At 38.3% G+C, this 22,560-nt stretch carries 17 protein-coding genes; 2 read left to right on the forward strand and 15 right to left on the reverse strand.

The features are described 5' to 3' along the window. Positions 1-128: 128 nt before the first annotated feature. From mutL to SRA_RS08725, 11 genes are all read right to left on the reverse strand, one after another. Entirely contained in the window at positions 129-2,084 is a 1,956-nt protein-coding gene (gene mutL, locus SRA_RS08675; RefSeq protein ID WP_003089917.1) for a DNA mismatch repair endonuclease MutL, read from the reverse strand. 73 nt (positions 2,085-2,157) lie between these two features. Beyond that, positions 2,158-4,707, reverse strand: coding sequence for a DNA mismatch repair protein MutS (mutS, locus tag SRA_RS08680; protein WP_003089919.1), 2,550 nt, complete (start codon positions 4,705-4,707; stop codon positions 2,158-2,160). After that, positions 4,700-5,047, reverse strand: a complete 348-nt coding sequence (locus tag SRA_RS08685) for a YlbF family regulator (protein WP_003089922.1) — start codon at positions 5,045-5,047, stop codon at positions 4,700-4,702. The genes mutS and SRA_RS08685 overlap by 8 nt, the downstream gene beginning before the upstream one ends. After that, positions 5,044-5,481, reverse strand: coding sequence for an arginine repressor (gene argR, locus SRA_RS08690; protein ID WP_003089924.1), 438 nt, complete (start codon positions 5,479-5,481; stop codon positions 5,044-5,046). Before argR ends, SRA_RS08685 begins: the two co-directional genes overlap by 4 nt. Positions 5,482-5,713: 232 nt before the next feature. Then, positions 5,714-6,832: an aminotransferase gene (locus SRA_RS08695; protein WP_003089932.1), complete on the reverse strand. Its 1,119-nt coding sequence runs from the start codon at positions 6,830-6,832 to the stop codon at positions 5,714-5,716. A gap of 263 nt (positions 6,833-7,095) precedes the next feature. Then, entirely contained in the window at positions 7,096-8,505 is a 1,410-nt protein-coding gene (arcD, locus tag SRA_RS08700) for an arginine-ornithine antiporter (protein ID WP_003089933.1), read from the reverse strand. Positions 8,506-8,522: 17 nt separating this feature from the next. Continuing rightward, entirely contained in the window at positions 8,523-9,476 is a 954-nt protein-coding gene (gene arcC / locus SRA_RS08705) for a carbamate kinase (RefSeq protein WP_003089935.1), read from the reverse strand. Positions 9,477-9,556: 80 nt separating this feature from the next. After that, complete coding sequence (gene argF / locus SRA_RS08710; protein WP_003089938.1) at positions 9,557-10,570, reverse strand: ornithine carbamoyltransferase; 1,014 nt, start codon at positions 10,568-10,570, stop codon at positions 9,557-9,559. 183 nt (positions 10,571-10,753) lie between these two features. Then, on the reverse strand, positions 10,754-11,989 hold the full coding sequence (gene arcA, locus SRA_RS08715; protein WP_003089940.1) for an arginine deiminase: 1,236 nt from the start codon (positions 11,987-11,989) through the stop codon (positions 10,754-10,756). A gap of 1,056 nt (positions 11,990-13,045) precedes the next feature. After that, positions 13,046-13,723: a Crp/Fnr family transcriptional regulator gene (locus SRA_RS08720; RefSeq protein ID WP_003089942.1), complete on the reverse strand. Its 678-nt coding sequence runs from the start codon at positions 13,721-13,723 to the stop codon at positions 13,046-13,048. Positions 13,724-13,768: 45 nt separating this feature from the next. Beyond that, positions 13,769-14,473 carry a B3/B4 domain-containing protein gene (locus SRA_RS08725; protein WP_003089944.1) on the reverse strand — a complete coding sequence of 235 codons (705 nt, stop codon included), beginning with the start codon at positions 14,471-14,473 and terminating at the stop codon, positions 13,769-13,771. Between the two features lie 191 nt (positions 14,474-14,664). Between SRA_RS08725 and SRA_RS08730 the strand changes: the two genes are divergently transcribed. Together SRA_RS08730 and argS are read left to right on the forward strand one after the other, a co-directional pair. Then, positions 14,665-15,129 carry an arginine repressor gene (locus tag SRA_RS08730; RefSeq protein WP_003089947.1) on the forward strand — a complete coding sequence of 155 codons (465 nt, stop codon included), beginning with the start codon at positions 14,665-14,667 and terminating at the stop codon, positions 15,127-15,129. A gap of 58 nt (positions 15,130-15,187) precedes the next feature. After that, complete coding sequence (gene argS, locus SRA_RS08735) at positions 15,188-16,879, forward strand: arginine--tRNA ligase (RefSeq protein ID WP_003089949.1); 1,692 nt, start codon at positions 15,188-15,190, stop codon at positions 16,877-16,879. A 135-nt stretch (positions 16,880-17,014) separates the two neighbouring features. On the opposite strand, the gene SRA_RS08740 is transcribed toward argS, so the two are convergent. From SRA_RS08740 to hisS, 4 genes are all read right to left on the reverse strand, one after another. Then, entirely contained in the window at positions 17,015-17,902 is an 888-nt protein-coding gene (locus SRA_RS08740) for a YitT family protein (RefSeq protein ID WP_003089953.1), read from the reverse strand. Positions 17,903-17,926: 24 nt separating this feature from the next. Next, a complete protein-coding gene (locus SRA_RS08745; protein ID WP_003089956.1) occupies positions 17,927-18,865 on the reverse strand; it encodes a YitT family protein in 939 nt (312 codons plus the stop codon). After that, on the reverse strand, positions 18,858-20,618 hold the full coding sequence (aspS, locus tag SRA_RS08750; RefSeq protein WP_003089959.1) for an aspartate--tRNA ligase: 1,761 nt from the start codon (positions 20,616-20,618) through the stop codon (positions 18,858-18,860). Before aspS ends, SRA_RS08745 begins: the two co-directional genes overlap by 8 nt. A gap of 302 nt (positions 20,619-20,920) precedes the next feature. After that, on the reverse strand, positions 20,921-22,204 hold the full coding sequence (gene hisS, locus SRA_RS08755; protein WP_003089961.1) for a histidine--tRNA ligase: 1,284 nt from the start codon (positions 22,202-22,204) through the stop codon (positions 20,921-20,923). Positions 22,205-22,560 lie beyond the last annotated feature (356 nt).

Below are 22,560 nucleotides of genomic sequence, written 5' to 3' on the forward strand. Positions count from 1 at the left end.
AAGAGTAGGGTCAGTCTTGATATAAGCTATCCTATAGATAAGGGGGCTAACAATGCAAAATGGCATCGATAAATTCTGAAAGCTGCTTGCCCAATGATCCACGCTTCTTTATTTACTAATTGGCTTATTTAGTATTTTCCCAGCTCTCGCAAACTAGTATGGTTTTCCTGAATCCGGCGAAACATCTTTTCCATGTCAGACTTGGTGAAATTGACTAAAACCGGCCGGCCGTGCGGACAGTTGTAAGGATTTTTACACTGTGACAGCTGGCTCAAAAGGTTCCTAGCAGAATAGTCGTCTAAGGTATGATTAGCTTTGATACTGCGCTTGCAGGACATCATAACAGCCAGCTCTGCCCGATAATTTTTTATGGACACTTCATTTGTCAAAAGCAGCATGTCACACATTTCATAAATAGCAGATTCGATTTCTTTTTCCTGCAGCCAGATAGGGTGCTCTCTTAAAATGAAAGTATTTTCTCCATAGGCTTCCAGATAGATGCCGATTTCATTGAGAATTGGCATCTTTTCCTGCAGAGTCACAAAGTCATTAGCTGGAAACTCAAACAAATAAGGCACCAAAAGCTGCTGTAAACTGCTGTCAACCTGACCGATTTTTTCACGGTAATACTCATACTTTACACGTTCCTGTGCAGCGTGCTGATCAATAATATAAAGACCGCCTTCTCCTTGAGCAAAGAGATAGGTTCCATGCATCTGACCAAAATAATCTAGCTCTGGGAAAGATGAAACTTCTTCATTTTCCAAATCTTTGACAAGTTTGCTGAGCTGTCGCTTCTGATTTTTATCTTTTAAGACAATATCAGGGTGGTCTTTACCATCTTGGCTGTAGGCCCTGCGCTCAGCATATTTGACTGCACTGGCTGATGGACTGTCAACAGACTCCTTTACAGAACTGTCAACTTGTGTAAACTTCGCTGATTTTTCTGCGACAGTCGCTTCCTTAAGGAAAAAATCATTCTTATCCTTATCATAATAGATAGTGGACTGCTTCAAAGGCAAAGAAGTTTGCTCCGCTTTATGATTATGGTAGGTGCTGGATTTAGCCAAATTTTCCAGGGCATCAGGAATTAAGTCTTGTTTCCTGAGGCTCTCAGCAATAGCTAAGCTGATAAGCTGCATCAGCTCCTTTTCCTTAGAAATGCGGACTTCCTGCTTGGTAGGATGGACATTGACATCCGCCAAATAAGGATCAATCTGAATATCGATAATCGCAATCGGAAAACGCCCCACCATCAGCTTAGAGCCGTAACCGTCTAAAATTGCCCGGTTCAGCAGAAAATTCTTAATATAGCGCCCATTGATGAGAATGGTGATATAATTACGGTTTGCCCTTGTCAGCTCAGGCAGGCTGATATAGCCGGATACCTCAAAATCAAGGTCAGCATTGGAAATTTCAATCATCTTTTTAGCCGTATTAAGGCCGTAAATACCCGCAATAGCTTGGCGTAAATCACCGTTGCCTGAAGTTCTTATTAACTCACGGCCGTCATTAATTAGAGTAAAAGCAATCTCAGGATGAGCCAGACTGAGACGGTTAAGCACATCAATAATATGAGCTAGCTCAGCCTGCAGACTTTTCATATACTTTAACCTAGCCGGGGTGTTGAAAAACAAATCCTCAACCGTTATTTTTGTTCCGACTGGCGTACTGACGGCCTCTTCTTTTTCAACCTTGCCCCCGTTAGCCAAAAGAAAGGTTCCATAGCTCTCTCTATCACTAGCAGTTTTTATACTTAAACGGCTGACTGAAGCAATGGAAGGCAGAGCTTCTCCGCGAAAACCAAGCGTACGAATCCTAAAAAGATCAGCCTGACTTTTGATTTTACTAGTAGCATGGCGGTGCAAACTCATCGCTGCATCAGCCTGCTCCATTCCCTGACCGTTGTCTGTCACCTGAATTTTTTTAAGACCCGATTCTTCAATGTCTACCGTAATCTGACTGCTGGCAGCGTCAATGGCATTTTCAACTAATTCTTTAACGACACTGGCCGGTCTTTCAATGACTTCACCGGCAGCAATCTGATTGGCTAATATTTCTGGCAATTCAATAATTTTTGACATAAGTTACCTCACTGGAATGTGTCTATTATAACATAAAACAAAGGAGCAATCTCATTTGAGATAACTCCCTTGTTTATAGCATATCTTTTAAATCAAAGAGAGCATTCATGGCCTCTCTTGGGGTTAGGCTGGCAACATCCAGCTGTCTTAATCTTTCCAACAAATCCTTATAATCATCATTGATATTGAAGAGCGACAGCTGTTCTTGGGCAGGCTGTTCAGGGGTTTTATCATTTTTTAGATTAACCGAAACGGCAGCGCTGGTCTTTTCCAAGTCTGCCAAAATATGATCGGCACGGTTTAATAAATCTCTAGGCAGACCGGCAATTTTTGCTACATGAATCCCATAAGATTTATCTGCCGGACCATCTGTAATTTTGTGCAGGAAAGTCACCTCTCCATTTTTTTCCAGAGTCGCAACATGGACATTGACAAGGTCTGTCAATGTAGTTGACAGGTCTGTCAATTCATGATAATGAGTAGCAAACATGGTTTTAGCCTTAATTTTATCATGAACATATTCAATAATTGCCTGTGCCAGAGCCATCCCGTCATAGGTAGCTGTCCCGCGTCCCAGTTCATCAAAGAGAATCAGAGAGTTTTCATCAGCAGCTTTGATTGCATGATTAGCTTCCATCATTTCGACCATAAAGGTGGACTGGCCGGAAATCAAATCATCTGCTGCACCGATACGGGTGAAAATAGCGTCAAAAACAGGCAGAGCAGCCGAATCTGCTGCAACAAAAGAGCCCATTTGCGCCATGATCACAGTCAGAGCAAGCTGACGCATGTAGGTGGACTTTCCGCTCATATTAGGGCCCGTAATCAGCTGGATACTGGTCTTTTGATCAAAATGAATCGTATTAGGAATATACTCTTGAGAGCCCATGACTTTTTCAATCACCGCATGACGACCATTTTCAATGCTGATAATCTTATCATCATTAAAAACTGGCCGGACATAGTGGTTGTTTTCAGCAACCACTGCGAGACTTTGCAAAACATCAACAGTTGCTAAGTATTTAGCCAGAGTTTGCAGACGCTCAATATAAGTTTCGACCTGTGCTCTAATCCGCATGAAAATATCATACTCTAAATTAGCTGATTCCTCTCGCGCTTCCAGCATCTCACCTTCAATTTTGGCCAGCTCTGCTGTACCAAAGCGCTCAGAATTTTTCAGGGTTGCCTTTCTGAAGAAATACTCAGGTACCAAAGAAAGATTGGAATTTGTGACATGGAAATAGTAGCCGTCTTTTTTGTTGTAATCAATCTTCAAGGTGGAAATACCGCTGGCTGTTCGTTCTTTAGCCTCAATATCAGCAATCCAGCCCGTTCCCTCACGCATAACTTTGCGGTATTTATCCAAGGTCTCATCAAAACCTGCACGAATAATACTACCTTCTGTAATCGTCATTGGTGCGTTAGGATCAATGGCTGAGCGAATCAGCTCTTCTAACTCTGGCAGGGGATCGATTTGACCGACTAAATCCTCCAAAGCAGGACTGTCAAAACTTTCCAAAATAGCTTTAATGATTGGAACCTGAGCCAAGGTCTGACCTAGCTGCAAGAGGTCTTTAGGATTGGCTTTGCCAAAAGAGACTCGGCTGGCCAAACGCTCAATATCATAAACTCCTTTTAAACTGTCACTCAAATCACTGCGCTCAAAAAACTGATCCAAAAAAACCTGAATAATATCCTGACGTTTGCTGATAAGCTTGTGGCTAACCAAAGGACGATCAATCCAAGTCCGTAAAAGCCGCGTTCCCATGGCTGTTTTTGTCTCATCTAAAAGCCAATAGAGACTGCCGTGTTTTTTCCCGCTGCGAGCATTTTCTAACAAGTCCAAGCTGGATTTGGTGGTGTAGGTCATTTGCAAATAGTCTTTAATTTCATAGTGTACAAGCTTTTGTAAATGACTCAGTTCTCGTTTTTGGGTTGTGTGTACATACTGCAAAAGCTTACCGGCTGCGGCAAGCTCCAAATCAGTCAGCTGGCTGTCCAGCAGATGAAGATCCTCATAAACCGTTTTTTCAACAGACAGCAGAAGATTCATCTGCTTGCGGAAAATATTTTCTGCTTCTTCATCAAGGTCAAAACCAAGAACCAGCTCACGCGCCTTAAGATTAAGCACCTCACTTCTGACTGCTGTTAAATCTGCTAAGGTCGTCGCATAAAATTCCCCAGTTGATAAGTCCATATAAGACAGACCAAAACGACTGCCATCTGTATCAAGAGCAACTAAGAAATTATTGGCACTGTCCGGTTTAGCCGAATCCACCAGTGTCCCTGGTGTGATGACCTGAACAACTTCACGCTTAACAACACCGACCGCTGTCTTCGGATCCTCCATCTGTTCAGCAATAGCAACCTTATAACCAAGCTCAACTAAAACATCAATATACTGCTGAGCTGAATGATAGGGAACCCCCGCCATAGGGATGGGATTGTCTGCATTTTTGTTGCGGCTGGTTAGGCTGATTTCTAAAATTCTGGCAGCCTTGACAGCATCTTCGTAAAAAAGTTCGTAAAAATCTCCCATGCGGAAAAGTAAAAAAGCATCTGGATAATCTTCTTTGATATCCAAATACTGCTTCATTCCCGGAGAGAGCTTTTCCTTAGTCATTTCCTAACTCCTCATTTATCCTGTCTTCCAACGTCTTTGTGACATACTGCAAAAGATCGCTGGCATCCTGCATCTTGGCTCGGTAATCCTGGACAATTGGAAGACCATCTAGATTTTTTCCCAGTTTCTCCGCCTGCTGGTCTGCTTCTTTTTGAGCTTCTGCCTTTTCAATCTTTTGAAAAAGCACAGCATCCTGCTGATAGGCTTTCATTTTATAAACTAAATGGCTGAGCTCCGGCAGAGACTTAATCTTTTTTTCAACAGCTTGATAAGCGATGACACTGTCGTGTTCTCGCAGCAGCGCAATCAGAGCTTCAAGAGCTTTTTCAAATGAACTCATAAGCTGGACAGAACATCGTTTTCTAGTTGGCTAGCCGTCTCTTTATCACGACAGATAACTAAAAGCGTATCAGCACCAGCTACTGTTCCCAAAATTTCAGAACTACCGGCTTCATCGATCAAATTAGCCAAAACATCTGCCTCTCCTAAATTTGTATGAAGAACTAGCAATGACTCTGAGTGAGAAACCTTCTTAATATAATAAAGCATGGCTGGTGTAAAAATGCTTACACTATTTTCAGGTATTTCATAATACAAACGTCCTTCTTTATCTCGTGATTTAAAAAGGCCTAGTTCTCGCATATCTCGGGATAAGGTTGCCTGAGTTGCAAACACTTTTTCCAATTCAAGCTGACGCTTCAATTCTTCTTGAGTACCTATAGATTTTAGTTTTATTATTTTTTTTATCTTACTTTGGCGCAATAATTTATTCATAAACATTCCCAATATATATTATATAGTCAATTCAATTATATCATAATTAAATAATGTAGTTCCATTATTTATGATGATCGCTTAAAAATAAATAACAGTTTAAAGACTCTATAACGACTAAACAAAATGCCAAAAGGTTGCTTGGACTAAGCCAAACAACCTAAACACAGAATTCTAGTTCATTAGTGAACTTATTACATTTGATATGACAAGTGACACCCATAGATAACAGCTAATCAAATTGTCTTAGAAACTCAGACAACTCACTTAAGCCCTTAATTAAAGTTGCCTTATCAGTACAATATCCCAGTCTAGCATAACCAGGTAGATCAAATCTATTTCCAGGTACCAAAAGAACACCTTTTTCCTTTAATAACCTGATACAAAATGGTTCTGTTTCCTCAGGGATATCAAGTTTAATAAATGAAGTTGATACTTTTTTGGGAACAACCAGTGATACGCGAGGTTCTTTGGCAACCCAATCTTTTACAATCTGTAAATTCTCGCTAACTATTTTTTTATTTCTTTCGATAACTCTGTCTTTATTCTTAAGAATATGCGTCGCGATATAGTCATCAAAAACACCTGCACAAATCATCGTATAATCGCGGTATTTTCTAAATAAATCAGATAACTCATCATTTGCAACAATCCACCCCACGCGCACACCAGGAACTGAATAGGTTTTGGATAGGCTGTGCGTTGAAATTCCTTTATCGTAAAGATCATAAATAGCCGGAACATCAAGTTCCTCTTCTAAAGGACGATAAACTTCATCTGATAGTATATAAATATCAGCTGCTCTTGCTAGCTCAACAAGCTTTTCCAAGAAAGAGCGATCCATGACAGCACCTGTTGGATTATTGGCATTATTAATACAAATCATTTTAGTATTTGGCTTGATTAAATGCTGCAAGTCATCAAGTGAGGGCAGCCAATTATTCTCTTCTTTTATCTCCCAAAAGTCAACTTCAGCTCCAAAAGATCTAGGAATATCATAAAGTTGCTGATAAGTCGGATATAAAGAAATAATGTGATCGCCCCTTTCAATCAGGGCATACAAGGCTAAAAAATTAGCTCCAGTCGCTCCATTTGTTTGTAAAATTTGATTAGGTTTAGCATGATCATATAATTTAGCTACCTCTTCCTTAAAGTCAGGAGAACCCTCAATCCAGCCATAATTCATTTTCTTTTTTAAAAGTTCATCAATTAGGACCTCTTGAGGTTTATCTCCTATGGAAAGAATTTCTTTTAAAGTCATTGAAGAAATTGAACTGCCTGCAATATCATAAATAGCATCATTTTCCCATACATTAAGCCATTCTTCAACACCAAAAGGCTGAATATTCATCTGTTTACCCCTTTCCATATCTAAATCAACTCGTCTTTTTAAACATCAAAAGTCTGTTTATTAGTCTAGCTCTAATTCAACCCATTTTTATTGTAACAGTTATTTCCGTGAAAAACAGCACTTGTCAGGAAATAACCTGTCCTGAGAAGATTTTACGAAACGTCCTCATCTGATTGACAAGTAACACGATCTATATATCAACTTTACTTCTTATTCTCTCTTAAGTCCAATTTTCAGTTATGACAACTAAACATATGATTTTATTAAATTGAAATCTGTCCTGTAAAGAGTCTAAAAAGTGCAATAACAGCGCCGGCGACAATCAATACTAAAAGAACCTTCTCTTTAGCTGAAAATGTTTCTGTAATACCTTTTTCCTTTCTGGCTTGACGATAAAGAATAATTCCTAAAAGATAGACAATCAAACACAGAAGGAAATAATCAATGCCAGAAGCCCAAATAGCCCACAAATAAAAGATTGAACCAACTAATCCTACAAGGGTTTGTGGCAGTTCGCCAAGTTTGAAAGACAGTTTTGTTTGATACAAGGTAACATAAAGCCAAGAAACAAAGATAGCAGCTGTACATAGTGAATAGGCAAATTGGTAAGCTTGATTTGTGAAAAGTAGAGTAAACATGAAAATTTGTGTTAACCCTGTCATAAATACAAGTGAAAAAGTAGGAGCGCCAGCAGCATTTAACTCACCAAATTTTTGAGGAAGCAAGTGGCGATTCGCCATAACTAATGTTGTTTCAGCAGGCAACATTGTCCAAGATAGCCAACTACCAAATATAGAAATAATAAGGGCAATATTAACTAAAACTGGGAACCAGTTTCCCACTTTATCTACAAGAACATATCCCATCGCTGGACTGTGTAATGCTGCAACTTGTTCTTGTGTCATAATACCATAAGGCAAAATGGAAGCAGACACATATATGACTAGGAGACCAAGAAGACCAAGAACTGTTGATTTCCCAATAATAGACTTGCTTTGGGCTCGATCAGACATCATGGCTGCCCCTTCAACACCGACAAATACCCACATAATGACCATCATTGAGTTTTGAACTTGCTCCATTATTTTCCCAAATTCAAAGCCTCCAGAAGCAGTGCCCCAAAAATTATTCATGAAGGTATCAAAATCAAAGAATAAGATAGCCAGTACAATGTATAGTGCGAGAGGAACGAGCTTACATAAGGTGATGATAGTATTCAGTGAAGCTGCCCCTTCAACACCTCTATTAACAATGTAATACATACACCACAGTATAACTGATGCAACGGTTATTGAAACGATATTATTGCCTTCGCCAAAAATTGGGAAAAAACGTCCTAACGTTTTCATCATCATAGTAGCAAAGGCAACATTACCTAACCACGCCGAGAGCCAGTAACCCCAGCCACTGATAAAGCCACTGAATGGACCAAATCCATCCTCAGCATAACTGACAATCCCAGATAGTTCTGGCTTTTTTCTTCCAATATTGACAATAGACAGGCACAAAGCTAAAACACCCAGACCTGCGATTAACCAAGCAATTAAAGCCGCTCCGGGAGCCGCTGCAGATGCCATGTCGGTTGGAATCGCAAATATCCCAGAACCTATAGATGAACTGATAATTAAGGCTGTTAAGGCTACTAAGCCTATTTTTTTAGGTTTTTCTGACATAACAATGTTCTCCTCTTTTAACCTTTAACACTTTCAATAATAGTGCCACTTTCATTTTCTACCAATGCTCCAAGATTCTCAAGCGATGTAATGACAGCTTTAGCATTGGGCCTACTTTTCACAAAGGAAATTGCTGCTTCAACCTTTGGAAGCATTGAACCAGGCGCAAATTGGTTTTGTTGGATATATTCTTCTAGCTCTGCAACAGTGACATGTTCCAGCTTCTTTTGATTTGGTTTATTGTAATTAACAAAAACATAGTCCACTCCAGTTAAAATGATAAATAAATCTGCTTCAATTGAAGTCGCTAATTTCTCAGAAGCAAAGTCCTTGTCTATGACTGCCTCAACTCCTTTAAGGGTACCATTATCCTCTTTAACAACAGGGATACCTCCCCCACCACTAGCAATGACAATTCCTCCAGAGTTGACCAGAGTCTTAATTGTTCCTAATTCATTGATACTTACTGGCTTTGGAGAAGCAACGACCTTTCTCCAGCCACGGCCAGCATCCGCTTTAAACGTTGCTCCGGTTTTCTTAGCCTCTTCTTTAGCTTCTTCTTCGCTATAAAAAGGCCCAATCGGCTTGGTTAGGTCTTTGAAAGCAGGATCGTTTTTATCAACGATGACTTGAGTTATTACAGATGCGACTTCCTTGTCCAGTCCTTCTTTAATCAGCTCATTTTCAAGAGCATTTTGAAGCCAGTAACCAATAGAACCTTCAGTCATGGCCACTAAAGAATCAAGAGGAAGAGCGGGATTTTTTTCAGAGTTCGCTTCCAAATTTTGTAACAACAGATTACCAACCTGCGGACCATTACCATGAGTAATAATCAAATTATCGCCATTTTTTATTAATTTCACTAAATGTTTAGCTGTCTGAACTAAAGCAGCTTTTTGAGCATCGGCCGATGGATCCGATGTTAAAATGGCATTACCTCCTAATGCAACTACTATTTTACGATTTGTCATTTTGCCTCCTTTATTACCAAATAAAAAGGGGAGCTGAACTAAGAAAATTAGTCTCAGCTCTCCTAGCTGTCTGTTATCACTTATACTTTAGGGATAAATAAATTACCCAGAGTTGCAGCCATCACAGCTTTAATGGTATGCATGCGGTTTTCTGCTTGATCAAATTGCCGAGCATAAGAACTGCGGAAGACCTCATCTGTCACTTCCATTTCTTTAACACCAAACTTCTCTTCGATATCTTTTCCGTAAACAGTGTTAGTGTCATGAAATGCTGGTAAGCAGTGGAGGAAAATAAGGTTTTCATTGCCGGCTTTTTTGATTAATTCCATATTAACCTGATAAGGTTTCAATAATTTAACACGTTCTTCAAACTTAGATTCTTCACCCATGGACACCCAAACGTCTGTGTAAAGGACATCTGCTCCTCTAACAGCCTCATCTGCATCTTCTGTAATCAGCAGTTTAGCTCCGCTTTCTTTAGCATATGATTCAGCCAATTTAACGATATCATCTGCTGGGAAGAGTTCCTTAGGTGAGAAAATACGAACATTAACACCAAGAATAGCACCGGTTACCAAGAGTGAATTGGCCATATTATTACGACCATCGCCACAGTAAACCAGAGTAAGGCCTTCTAATTTTCCAAAATTCTCTTTAACAGTAAGAAAATCTGCCAACATTTGTGTCGGATGCCACTCATCTGTCAAGCCATTCCAAACTGGGACACCAGAAAATTCAGCAAGTTCTTCAACCTTTCTTTGGCTAAAACCACGAAATTCAATACCATCAAACATACGGCCCAATACTTTTGCAGTATCTTCAGTTGATTCCTTTTTACCTAACTGAATATCATTCGCCCCTAAGTATTCAGGGTGAGCTCCCAAATCAATGGCTGCAGTCGTAAAAGCAGAGCGTGTCCGCGTAGATGTTTTTTCAAACAAAAGTGCAATATTTTTTCCTTCTAAATAATGATGGGGAACCCCTCTTTTTTTCAAATCTTTCAAATGAGCTGAAAAATCAATAAGATATTCTAATTCAGCACGTGTAAAATCTTTTTCAGCTAGGAAACTGCGTCCCTGAAATACTTGAGTCATGTTTTTCTCCTTTAAATTATTCCTTTACTATTGTTTTAAGCAAACAGGATCAATCTGCTATGCTTCGTTTTTATAAAAATGCTAATCATTAGATTCATCAGTTCTTGATAAATCCATTCTAGTACAAAGCCTGTCAAGCCACGCTATATATCCATAATAAGATTACCATAAGCTGCAAAGCTGTTAAATAGATTCGCGTTCAAATGGCATAGACATACAACGTGGTCCTCCACGTCCACGAACCAGCTCAGTACCCTCAATTTTTATCAATCTCAAACCTTTAGATTCAAGGATGGCATTTGTGATGGTATTTCTGTTATAAACAACTACAACACCTGGTGCAATAGCCAAGGTATTTGAACCATCATTCCATTGTTCGCGACCTGCAGCAACCAAATTATTTCCACCGCAGCGAATCAATTCAACCTTTTCAACGCCAAGGTTTTCAGCCAGCAGTTCAGCAAGATCTCCTTTTTCTTCCTGAATATGCAAATTATTATCTTCATATGTTACGGAGTAAACACGAAGATCTCCTTCAATTTCAGGGTGAATAGTAAATTTATCATAGTCAACCATGGTAAAGACTGTATCTAGATGCATAAATTTACGATTATTAGCAAACTCAAAGGCAAGTACTTTTTTAAATCCAAGATTTTCTTTGAAAATATTAATTAATAATTTTTCAATTGAAGCTGCATCCGTACGCTGTGAAATACCGACTGCCAAAACATCCTTAGAAAGCACCAGTTCATCGCCGCCTTCAATACGAGTGGATTCAGAACGATTATAAACCAATGGCACTTTGCCGCCGTATTCTGGGTGATAGGTAAAAATGTATTTACCATAGAGGGTTTCACGGTTACGGGTTTCAGAAAACATGTGATTTAATGATACACCATTGCCAATTGCTGCAAAAGGATCACGTGTGAAATATAAGTTTGGCATTGGATCAATCGCAAAAGGATAATCTGATTCCACTAGGTCAGTCAGACCCTTTTCTTCACCACTTAACCTGTCAGCAATCTCCGACTTTTGAACACCGGCCATTGTCTTTTCGATTAATTCTTTATTATCTTTAATTTCCAGCAGTAATTCTCGGATAGCTTTTTTAGTTGCTCGTCCACGAATGTTAGCTTCAGACAAGTATTCATCAATGAATTGTTCCCGAATGTCATCATTCACAAGTGACTCAGCTGCAAGTTCCTCTAAATAAAGAACCTCTACACCTTCTTGCCGAAGCGCATCAGCGAAAGCATCATGCTCCTTTTGAGCATTCTCTAAAAAGGGAATATCATCAAATAAAAGACGATCTAAGTAATCTGGCATAAGATTTTCGATTTCTTTTCCAGGACGATGTAACATTACCTTCTTCAATTTTCCAATTTCAGAAAAAACATGAATAGGGCTTTTTTGAGTCATGTTAACTACTCCTTTCGATTTTGAGAATCATTAATTTCTCATTTATTACAAATTCCATTTTAGAGGTTTTTTATAAATGAAATAAGATTTTTTTCGCATTTGAATTGTTATTTATTTCACGTTTTTTGATGAAAGAATTTATAAAAACTAAAAAAGAAAGCGATTACATCGAATAAAACCTAACTTTAACCTGTATATTTTATAAATATTAATTAAAATTTTTATAATATTTAACTTATAAATTCATTTAGACTATTAAAACTAAGGCAGCTTTGTAAATCAGCCGCAGAGTTCTTATTGACAAAAAGTTCATCTAAGCTCTATGTAATGATCATCCTTTTGTTATGCGAAAAATTAACGGTACAGCTTTTCTGTCATTTGACACAAGTAGAGCAACAAATTTGATAGCATTGCTTTATCAAAGTAATAATTGAAATAGCCCATACGTTAAACATGCTTTTTTAGACAGAATACTCACTTTGTGAAAAAGACCGTATAAGATATTATTGGCTGTAAGCCTGTTTATGAGATGTCGGAGAAATAAAAATAGGAAGCCCAAATCACCTCCTGTCAGGAAAAGTGTTTTACAAAAATATTGGTACTATAGAAAGTATAAAGCAGGGTAATCGTTAAATAGCAGACCCAGCCTCCTTAATATTTAAGAGGTGATAATAATAGCCAAAAACTCTTAGACATTTATATCAATATTTTAAAAAAAGGTTGGGCAAAAAAGTCCAACCTCATCAATTAGAGTTCGTTTTAACATCATAAGGCAGTGGTTGGGAGAAACTCTGTCAGCTTTAGCTAACCTAGAGTTTCCCCTGCACAGTTCATTAGGCACTTTAGTGCCTAATGAACCATTGTTGAATGGCAGTTTCGTTCGCGTTTTACGCTCTTGAGCTGACCGATTCAACTGTGCGGGGGTGGGAGTGAAACGGTCTGGGGAGAGACCGTTTCAGGTCACCGCCTAGAAATTAGGGAGCGGTGAGAACCAAAATTTTCAATTTTTGGCTTCTTTCCCACTCCCTTTTCTTGCGCTGTTTTCCGTCAATCCAATCAGTAAATATAATTTAAAAAGTAATCCCTGTTTAAAAAAACTAATTTTCGTCCACTTAATTCTACAATGTTCTTTTCTTTTAAAGATTTTAAAACATGACTTACCGTTTCTCGTGTCGTAGCACTTAATGCTGCAATTTCAACCGTAGTAATAGAAAAAGGTAAGATATTATCCTCGCATACATCAAAAAGCAGGATCGCCAAAGATTGTACAATTCGATCCTGAGCACTTGAAGTAACAACGTTCCTTAAACGGATTTCATGAATCCTTAACAAACGTGATAATTTTTGACATAAAACTCTCATTTGTGTACTGTTGGTAGCCACAAAGTTCTCATACAAATCAACAGGAATATAAAAATATTCAATGTCAGTAATGGCTTTTGCTGAAAAATCATACGTTTTTTCTAAAAACATACCTCCATATGGGAATATTGTATTATGTTTCACATAATCAGTATATAAAAACGTACCAGAGCTATCTGTATCTTCTAGTTTTACATAGCCAGATTTGATTAAAAATAACTTGTCCCGATTATCTCCCTTAAAAAATAAAACATGATTTTTAGATGCTTTTCTTAAGTGTGTAGCTGCCATTAATTGGTCAAAACAATCTATAGGTAAGTACTGAAATTCCTCTAGATTTCGCAACATTTGGTAATCATCTTTAGATATCATATCGCCTTCCCTATTATAGTTACTATCACCGACTGGCACAAATCCTTAAATGGTCATACTTTGATGGGTTATGTCCAGTATTTTTTGACTGCTCTTACCTTTTAGATACTTTTGAGCATTCTTTTCAATAAAATCAAGTGCAGCCTGCAAATCTTCCATTCTATCACTATCCAATAACTCAATGACAATAAAGGCATTCTTTGTATCACTGGTAATCATTGTCCGTTCTCCATCCCTCCAATTAAGGCATCTACAAACAGCTCCTTTATCATCTCTATAACATAGCTCACCAGCTAAAGTAGGAGTATTTTCCGAATCTCCAATCAAATAAAAGGCGTCTCCTCCCTCAGTGAGTTCTAATCGCAAATCACCTTCAAAAGTATCTCTATCTTCTGCACCGACTGGCAAGGCATAACGTAGACTGGCGACATTATAAATATCTACCAAAGGATTGATACTGCCGATTGGTTTATCCTTGCTAACCCGTTTCAACAAGGCTTCAATACTTGAACGCGCTCCCTTCTTCGTTTTAAATTTCTGATAAGCTTGTCTGTAAACTTGTATCTCTGCATTATCACTAAACTTATCTTCAATCAAATAAGTCTTAGCTGTTTTTTGACTTTCTTTCAACAATTCGATAATAGAGTCTGGTGACTGTTCTTGAGACTGAAAATCCTTTAATAAGATGACACCAATTTTAGCTTGAGGAAACAATTTCCAAAAAGAATCATCAACAATAAATTTTGACATATAAAACAACTCCTTTATTTTATTATACCTATTATTATACCTAGTTTTAAATTTTGAACAAGTAAAAAAATCTTTACAGGAGGTAACCAGCAGAGCCAATAGACTGCAAATATTTATCTTGATAATTTGATATTTATGATATAATGAAAGGGAGTTACTACTTTGTCACATCACAAGGAGGTAGAAGTAATTTGAATAAAAAAAAGATGCGACATAAACTAATTCTCTCTTTAATCTCTGAAAAAAAGATTAACACTCAACAAGAACTGCAATCTGAACTCTTAAAAAATGGAGTAGTTATTACACAAGCTACGCTTTCGAGAGATATTAAAGAATTACATTTAATTAAAGCGTCCGGTAACCAATATGAGGTTCATAAAATCTCTCCAAGTCGCTGGGAAGAGAGACTGCGATTCTATATGGAAGATGCTTTAATTATGCTAAAACCTGTCCAGAATCAAGTGATACTAAAAACACTGCCTGGCCTGGCCCAGTCATTTGGCTCAATCTTGGATTCTATGCAGCTGCCTGAAATTACAGCGACAGTTTGCGGTGATGATACCTGTCTTATCATTTGTAACGACAACGAAACAGCCATTAACTGTTTTAATCAGCTGTGTAACTATACCCCTCCATTTTTCTTTAGTGATAAATAGAAACTATGGGCTATTTAAAATAAGCTGTGACACTTTTATTAATTATAAGGAGAAATAAATGAACTACAATGTACTAATCGCAAAAGAGATTGCTAAAATCGTTCCTGACTTAACGCAAGAAGAGATTTTAAGGTTACTTGAAAAACCGAAAAATACCGAAATGGGCGATATTGCTTTCCCCACTTTTAGTTTAGCTAAAATTTTCCGTCAGGCTCCACAAAAAATTGCCAGCGAACTCGCTGAAAAAATTAATGATCAAGCCTTTGAAAAAGTAGTGGCAACCGGACCTTACCTTAATTTTTTTCTGGATAGAAAGGCTGTATCAACCCAGGTTCTAAGAGAAGTTGTCAGTCATGGGAGCGATTATGGACAACAAACAGTGGGGCAAAATCGCAATATTGTCATTGACATGTCCAGTCCCAACATTGCTAAACCTTTTTCTGTCGGACATCTGCGCTCAACTGTCATTGGCGATGCTCTATCTAATATCTTTAAAAAGTTAGGCTATAAAACAGTAAAAATCAATCACTTGGGTGACTGGGGCAAACAGTTTGGCATGTTAATTGTCGCCTATAAAAAATGGGGCAATGAAGAAGCTGTTAGGGCTCATCCTATTGATGAACTTTTGAAACTCTATGTTCGGATTAACGATGAAGCTGCAAGTCATCCTGAGCTTGACGAAGAAGCGCGGGAATGGTTCCGTAAACTAGAAAATAATGACGAGGAAGCTATGGCTCTCTGGCAATGGTTCCGCGATGAAAGCTTGGTAGAATTTAATCGTCTTTATACCGAACTTAACGTTGATTTCGATAGTTACAATGGCGAAGCTTTTTACAACGATAAGATGGATGAAATTGTTGAACTGTTGACTGAAAAAGGACTCTTGAAAGAATCTGATGGCGCTCAGGTGGTCAATCTTGAAAAATACGGCATTGAGCATCCAGCTTTAATTAAGAAATCTGATGGTGCCACTCTCTACATTACCCGTGATTTAGCAGCCGCCCTCTACCGCAAACGCGAGTACGATTTTGCCAAAGCTATTTATGTTGTCGGTCAGGAACAGTCAGCTCATTTCAAGCAATTAAAAGCTGTGCTAGCAGAAATGGATTACTCTTGGAGTCAAGATATTCAACATGTTCCCTTTGGACTTGTAACCCAAAAAGGTCAAAAATTATCAACGCGTAAAGGAAATGTTATCCTGCTTGAACCAACAATTGCCGAAGCTATCAAACGCTCCTTGGCACAAATTGATGCTAAAAACCCTGATTTAGCTAATAAAGAGGCTGTTGCTCATGCTGTTGGTGTTGGAGCCATTAAATTTTACGACCTTAAGACAGATCGAACAAACGGTTACGATTTTGATCTTGAAGCAATGGTTTCCTTTGAAGGGGAAACTGGGCCTTATGTTCAATATGCTCATGCCCGCATTCAATCTATCCTTAGAAAAGCTAACTTTCAGCCTGAACCTAATGAAAATTATCCTTTAGAGGATGCTGAAAGCTGGAAAATTATTACATTAATCCAAGATTTTCCAAATATTATTGTTAAAGCTGCCAATAACTTTGAACCATCAATTATTGCTAAGTTTGCTATCCTTTTAGCTCAAAGCTTCAACAAATACTATGCGCATAACCGTATTTTAGACGACGGTCCAGAACGCAACAGTCGACTGGCTCTTAGCTATGCAACTGCTACTGTTCTCAAAGAAGCACTCGCTCTCCTTGGTGTTGAAGCACCAGATGAAATGTAAATAATAAAACCTCTCTTAAATTCTTTTACTTGGATTTAAGAGAGGTTTTATTAAGTTTAAAAGGCTTATAATCCCTATAATGGATTTACCCACTAGAGGCATTATAAGCCTGTTTTACTTTGTCACTGTAATTAATTACTTACTTTTATTTATAAAGATTCTATGCTCACCCCTACGAATAATGAAATCGGGACTGATAACTTCTTCTACATTTAAAACAGAAATAAAAGCAGCAGGATCCAATTCTTCCATTAAAGTCTTGAGTTCCCTGACTTCTACAGGATTTAAGACAACATAAAGGACATTTTTCCCTTTGCCAGAATAAGCACCTTGTCCTTTCAAATAAGTGACACCTCTATTGAGTTCTTTGAGGACAGTATCGGCGACTTCTTCATATTTATCTGTAATAATCAAAACACCACGCACAGAATAGCCGCCATTTTGTATAAGAATAACAACCTGACTGAACATGAAGCTGGCAATAAGAGCATACATCATCTGCGGAATCGAAACATAAGTCAAGGATAAGAGCATGACAAAAATATCAAAACCTAAAAGGGCTTGCCCCAGCTGAATACCATACTTCTCCTCAACAACGCGCGCAATAATATCAGAACCACCAGTTGTTCCGCCATAGCGAAAAACAATCCCGCTGCCAATCCCTGCACAAATTCCTGCTACTAGAGATACGACAAGATAATCATGCTGTAAATCAATATGAAGGGGGATTTTTTGAAAGATATAGACAAAAAAATACATGGCAGTCGTGCCATAGATTGTATAAACCATGGCTCTCCGTCCAAAAATAGAAATCCCTAAAGCCATTAGCGGTAAATTAAGAAAATAGCCCGTATAGGTCGGATTAATCCCAAAAAGTGCGTGGATGACCAAGGTAAGACCTGCCATCCCCCCTTCAGCTATATGATTAGCCATATTAAAATTAACAAAACCAAAGGCATAGATAGCTGCTCCTAAAGTAATAAAGATGATATTGCTAGAATGAAAGTTATGTTCTTTTTTCATAATGCCTCCTTATATCAAAAATTATCACTCATCTTCAACAAAACGCCCAATGATATTAACATTATCTACTACCGAAACAAAAGCATCTTTATCTGTTTTTTTCATGATATATTTGAAGTCATTAAACTCTGCACGTGTAATGATGGTAATCAAGACAGCCTTGTGTTCATGATTATAAGTGCCCTCTGCATCATTTATGATAGTAACTCCCCGATTTAGCTTATGATGAACCATACGAATGACACGATCAGGTCTGCTGGTAATAATCATTGCCTGCATTTTCTTTTGCTTCACAAAGACAGCATCAGTCATTTGACTGGATACGAAAATAGTTACCATAGAATAAAGGGCATACTGCCAGCCAAAAGTCAAACCAGCAACTGTCATAATTATAATATTAACTATCAGAGAGACACTGCCGACATTTCGACCCGTTTTTTTACGAACTAAGAGACTGATAATGTCTGTTCCTCCGCTGGAAACATTATTTTTCAGAGCAAAACCAATCCCTGTCCCCATTACCAGTCCCCCAAAAATGGCGTTTATCATCGGATCAGATGTCAGCGTGATTTGCGGAATAAATTGTATAAAAAGGGAACTTAAAGTTACTGTGATAAAGGTAAAAACAGTAAATTTATGTCCTATGGTATACCAAGCAATCACCAAGAGAGGAATATTGATAGCATAAAAAGTCACTGAGACGGGGATTGTAAACCCTAGATATTTGGTTGATAAAGCTGAGACAATCTGTGCTAGACCTGTGGCACCACTAGCGTAAACATTTCCTGGCTGAAAGAAGAAATTAACAGCAATGGATGATAATAAAGCATAAATAATAGAACCAGAAATGCGCTCTCCATATTTTTCTTTTGAAATAGATGATAAAACATGGATAATTTGATAACGCTTAGCTAACTTTTTTAGTTGATGCTTGAAGATGAGAGAGAACTTATTTTTATTCATTTTCTTCTTGAGACTCTAATACTTCTAAAGATAGTTCATCAAGCTGCTTATCGGAAACCAGACTTGGAGCTTGCGTCATAGGATCAGAGGCCTTATTATTTTTCGGAAAGGCAATCACTTCTCGAATGTTGTCTTTGCCAGCCAGCAGCATAACAAAGCGGTCCAACCCCAAAGCTAAGCCCCCATGCGGAGGGAAACCATAATCCATAGCTTCAAGCAAAAAGCCAAACTGTTCCTTAGCGCTTTCTGGTGTAAAGCCTAAAGCAGCAAACATACGTTCTTGCAATTCTTTATGATTAATACGCAGACTGCCGCCGCCGAGTTCATAACCATTTAAAACAATATCATAAGCTACCGCACGTACCTTGCTCAAATCACCTTCGAGTTCAGCAGCCGTATTTTCTTGCGGTAAGGTGAATGGGTGATGGGCACTGGTATAGCGTCCCTCTTCTTCAGACCATTCAAACATTGGCCAATCGACCACCCATAAGAAGTTGAATTTAGAATAATCAATCAGACCCAGTTCTTTAGCCAGACGATTACGCAAGGCACCCAGAGAATTATTTGCTACTTCAAGACTGTCAGCTACGAATAAAACCAAATCATTTTCTTCAAGCTGTAAAGTCTCTGTCAATCTATCTTCGATTGCCGTTAAGAATTTTGCCACAGGACCTGCTAGTTTACTGTTATTATATTTAACCCAAGCCAGTCCCTTGGCACCAAATTGCTTGACAAAGTCTGTCAACTTATCTATATCCTTACGAGAGTATTGATCTGCAGCATTCTTAGCGACAATGGCTTTTACAGCTGGTGCCTGAGTAAATACTTTAAACTCAACATCCTTGACAGTATCTGTCAAGTCTTGTAAAGTCATTTCAAAACGAGTATCCGGTTTGTCAGAACCGTAGCAATTCATGGCATCATCATAGGATAGTCTTGGAAATGGCAATTCAACCTCAATCCCTTTACTATCCTTCATGACACGTGCAATCAGACCTTCTGTAATATCTTGAATTTCTTCTGCTGATAAAAAGGAAGTTTCCAAATCAACTTGCGTAAATTCAGGTTGACGGTCTCCTCGTAAGTCTTCATCACGAAAACATTTTACAATTTGATAATAACGATCAAAACCTGCATTCATCAGCAACTGTTTGGTAATCTGCGGACTCTGCGGAAGAGCATAAAAATGCCCCTGACTGACACGGCTTGGTACCAGATAATCACGCGCTCCTTCTGGTGTTGATTTACTCAGCATAGGAGTCTCAACGTCAATAAAATCCAAATCATCAAGATAGTTTCGAATCGAATGGGTCACTTGAGCACGCAGCTTAAAATTCTTCAGCATTTCCGGACGGCGGAGATCCAAATAGCGATAACGCAAACGTGTGTCATCAGTAACTTCAATATTATCCTTAATTTCAAAAGGTGTTGTTTTAGACGTATTTAAAATCGTTAAAGCTTCAACCTGTAATTCGACTTGGCCTGTCGGCAGCTTGTCATTAGCCTGATCACGTTCAACAACAAGTCCTGTTACTTCAATAACATACTCACTGCGTAACTGCTCAGCAGACTCAACAACTTCCTTAGGTGCATTTTCTGGATTAATAACTAGCTGCATAATCCCTTCTCGATCACGTAGATCAATAAAAATAAGCCCCCCAAGATCTCGGCGTCGGCCTACCCATCCCTTAAGAGTCAGTTTTTGGCCAACTTCTTGAATGCGAACAGAACCAGCATACATTGAACGTTTCATATTATTTCCTTTTCTATGACTTTACTTCCTTATCTATTTTAGCACAAAAACAATGAAATGAAAGCAGCTTTATTTGAATAAAAATAGTAAATAGTGGTCTGAAAGATGATCTAGCCACCGTTTATCTTCATCAAACGGTGTAATAGATAAGTCTTCCATTCTTTCATCATGATACTTATAAACTTTCATTTAAAAATAGAATAAACTACAGTTACCTAAAAAAGGAGCCAGTCTGCCTGATGCGGAACTAACTCCTTTACTTAATATCTTTTGATTAGCCTTTAAAAATGCTAATCAAAAGGTTATTCTTGATTTAATTGTTTAAAAATACTAGCAAAATTTGTTTTGAGGTCATCAAAACTAGCGGTTATTTCCTGACGAGTGGTATTGTTTTTAATCGTCACTTGTCCAGCTTCGACCTCACTCTCACCCAGTGTTATGATTAATTTAGCTTTAAAAGCATCGGCTGATTTGAATTGTGCCTTAATTTTGCGATTCAAATAATCACGTTCTGCTGAAAAACCTTGTTGACGAATAGCTTGAACAAGTTCTAAAGCTGTGCTGTTAGCTCCATCTCCAAGTACAGTCATATAGACATCCAAACTCTCATCTAGCGGCAAGTCAATCTTTTGCTTATCAATAACCAATAACAGACGTTCCAAACCAAGACCAAAGCCAAAACCTGCTGTTGCTGGACCGCCAAAGTATTCAACCAAACCATCATAGCGGCCGCCAGCGCAAATCGTTAATTCACTCTTATCAACTTTAGTAATAAATTCAAAAATCGTATGATTATAATAGTCAAGGCCACGAACCATATTAGTATCAATGACATAAGGAATTTTGAGCAGCTCTAACATATCACGTACAGCCTGAAAATGTGCTTGTGACTCCTCATCCAAGTAGTCCAGAATGGAAGGAGCATTTTCAACAGCAGCTTTATCCTCTTTTTCTTTAGAATCCAATACACGTAGAGGATTTTCTTCCAAACGGCGCTGTGAATCTTTAGAAAGGCTGTCTTTCATCGGTGTTAGATAATCAATTAGTGCCTGACGGTAAGCTTTACGGCTGTCTGAATTTCCCAAACTATTAAGGTGTAAAGTAACGTCTTTGATTCCCAATTCATTGAACAGCTGATAAGCCATGGCAATGGTCTCTACATCAGTAGCAGGATTGCTAGAACCAAAGCATTCTACTCCTAGTTGATGGAATTCCCGCAAACGCCCTGCCTGAGGCCGTTCATAGCGAAACATCGAGCCAATATAAAATACTTTAACAGGTTTTTGAACTTCTGGTGCAAACAGCTTATTTTCCACATAGGAACGCACAACTGGAGCAGTGCCTTCCGGACGAAGAGTGATGTGACGATCTCCCTTGTCATGGAAATCATACATTTCCTTAGTTACAATATCTGTCGTATCACCAACAGAGCGGCTGATCACTTCATAATGCTCAAACATCGGTGTTCTGATCTCACCGTAATGATACTTTTTAAAGGTTTCGCGCGCAAAATTTTCCACATACTGCCATCTAGCGGTTTCTTTAGGTAAAATATCCTGCGTTCCCTTAGGTTTTTGTAACTTCATATCAAAGTCTCTTTCTAAACTAAATTCTTCTTATCTATTCTATCATAAAATGGTAGACAAAACAGGTCTAATCTCAAAAAGCACTAAAGGAACGGACATGCTTGCCATCTTTGATATCCAAAATAATTGTATCCCAGATAGTATCTTCCTACCTCCTCATCTACCGTGTAGGCTAAAGCCAACAACATAGTAACTGTCTCAAAATGGACTATAATCTCTTTTTTACTTTTTCAAAAAATGTTTTGGCATAATTGTTCTTGTTTAGACGAGAAATCATTCATACTATTGACTAACAGTTCATAATCAACAACAATTTTTAAAGTATAGCTTTTGAGATAGGGCACAAATCCGCTGTT

This window comes from Streptococcus ratti FA-1 = DSM 20564 (assembly GCF_000286075.1).
GTDB classification, from domain to species: domain Bacteria; phylum Bacillota; class Bacilli; order Lactobacillales; family Streptococcaceae; genus Streptococcus; species Streptococcus ratti.

What these genes read in the sequence shown, in the direction of transcription:
- arcD (WP_003089933.1), bottom strand. Translation starts at nt 8,505, where the DNA reads ATGTCAGAAAAACCTAAAAAAATAGGCTTAGTAGCCTTAACAGCCTTA.
- hisS (WP_003089961.1), bottom strand. Translation starts at nt 22,204, where the DNA reads ATGAAGTTACAAAAACCTAAGGGAACGCAGGATATTTTACCTAAAGAA.
- mutL (WP_003089917.1), bottom strand. Translation starts at nt 2,084, where the DNA reads ATGTCAAAAATTATTGAATTGCCAGAAATATTAGCCAATCAGATTGCT.
- arcA (WP_003089940.1), bottom strand. Translation starts at nt 11,989, where the DNA reads ATGACTCAAAAAAGCCCTATTCATGTTTTTTCTGAAATTGGAAAATTG.
- argR (WP_003089924.1), bottom strand. Translation starts at nt 5,481, where the DNA reads ATGAATAAATTATTGCGCCAAAGTAAGATAAAAAAAATAATAAAACTA.
- mutS (WP_003089919.1), bottom strand. Translation starts at nt 4,707, where the DNA reads ATGACTAAGGAAAAGCTCTCTCCGGGAATGAAGCAGTATTTGGATATC.
- argF (WP_003089938.1), bottom strand. Translation starts at nt 10,570, where the DNA reads ATGACTCAAGTATTTCAGGGACGCAGTTTCCTAGCTGAAAAAGATTTT.
- argS (WP_003089949.1), top strand. Translation starts at nt 15,188, where the DNA reads ATGAACTACAATGTACTAATCGCAAAAGAGATTGCTAAAATCGTTCCT.
- arcC (WP_003089935.1), bottom strand. Translation starts at nt 9,476, where the DNA reads ATGACAAATCGTAAAATAGTAGTTGCATTAGGAGGTAATGCCATTTTA.
- SRA_RS08745 (WP_003089956.1), bottom strand. Translation starts at nt 18,865, where the DNA reads ATGAATAAAAATAAGTTCTCTCTCATCTTCAAGCATCAACTAAAAAAG.
- SRA_RS08725 (WP_003089944.1), bottom strand. Translation starts at nt 14,473, where the DNA reads ATGTCAAAATTTATTGTTGATGATTCTTTTTGGAAATTGTTTCCTCAA.
- SRA_RS08720 (WP_003089942.1), bottom strand. Translation starts at nt 13,723, where the DNA reads ATGATATCTAAAGATGATTACCAAATGTTGCGAAATCTAGAGGAATTT.
- aspS (WP_003089959.1), bottom strand. Translation starts at nt 20,618, where the DNA reads ATGAAACGTTCAATGTATGCTGGTTCTGTTCGCATTCAAGAAGTTGGC.
- SRA_RS08695 (WP_003089932.1), bottom strand. Translation starts at nt 6,832, where the DNA reads ATGAATATTCAGCCTTTTGGTGTTGAAGAATGGCTTAATGTATGGGAA.
- SRA_RS08740 (WP_003089953.1), bottom strand. Translation starts at nt 17,902, where the DNA reads ATGAAAAAAGAACATAACTTTCATTCTAGCAATATCATCTTTATTACT.
- SRA_RS08685 (WP_003089922.1), bottom strand. Translation starts at nt 5,047, where the DNA reads ATGAGTTCATTTGAAAAAGCTCTTGAAGCTCTGATTGCGCTGCTGCGA.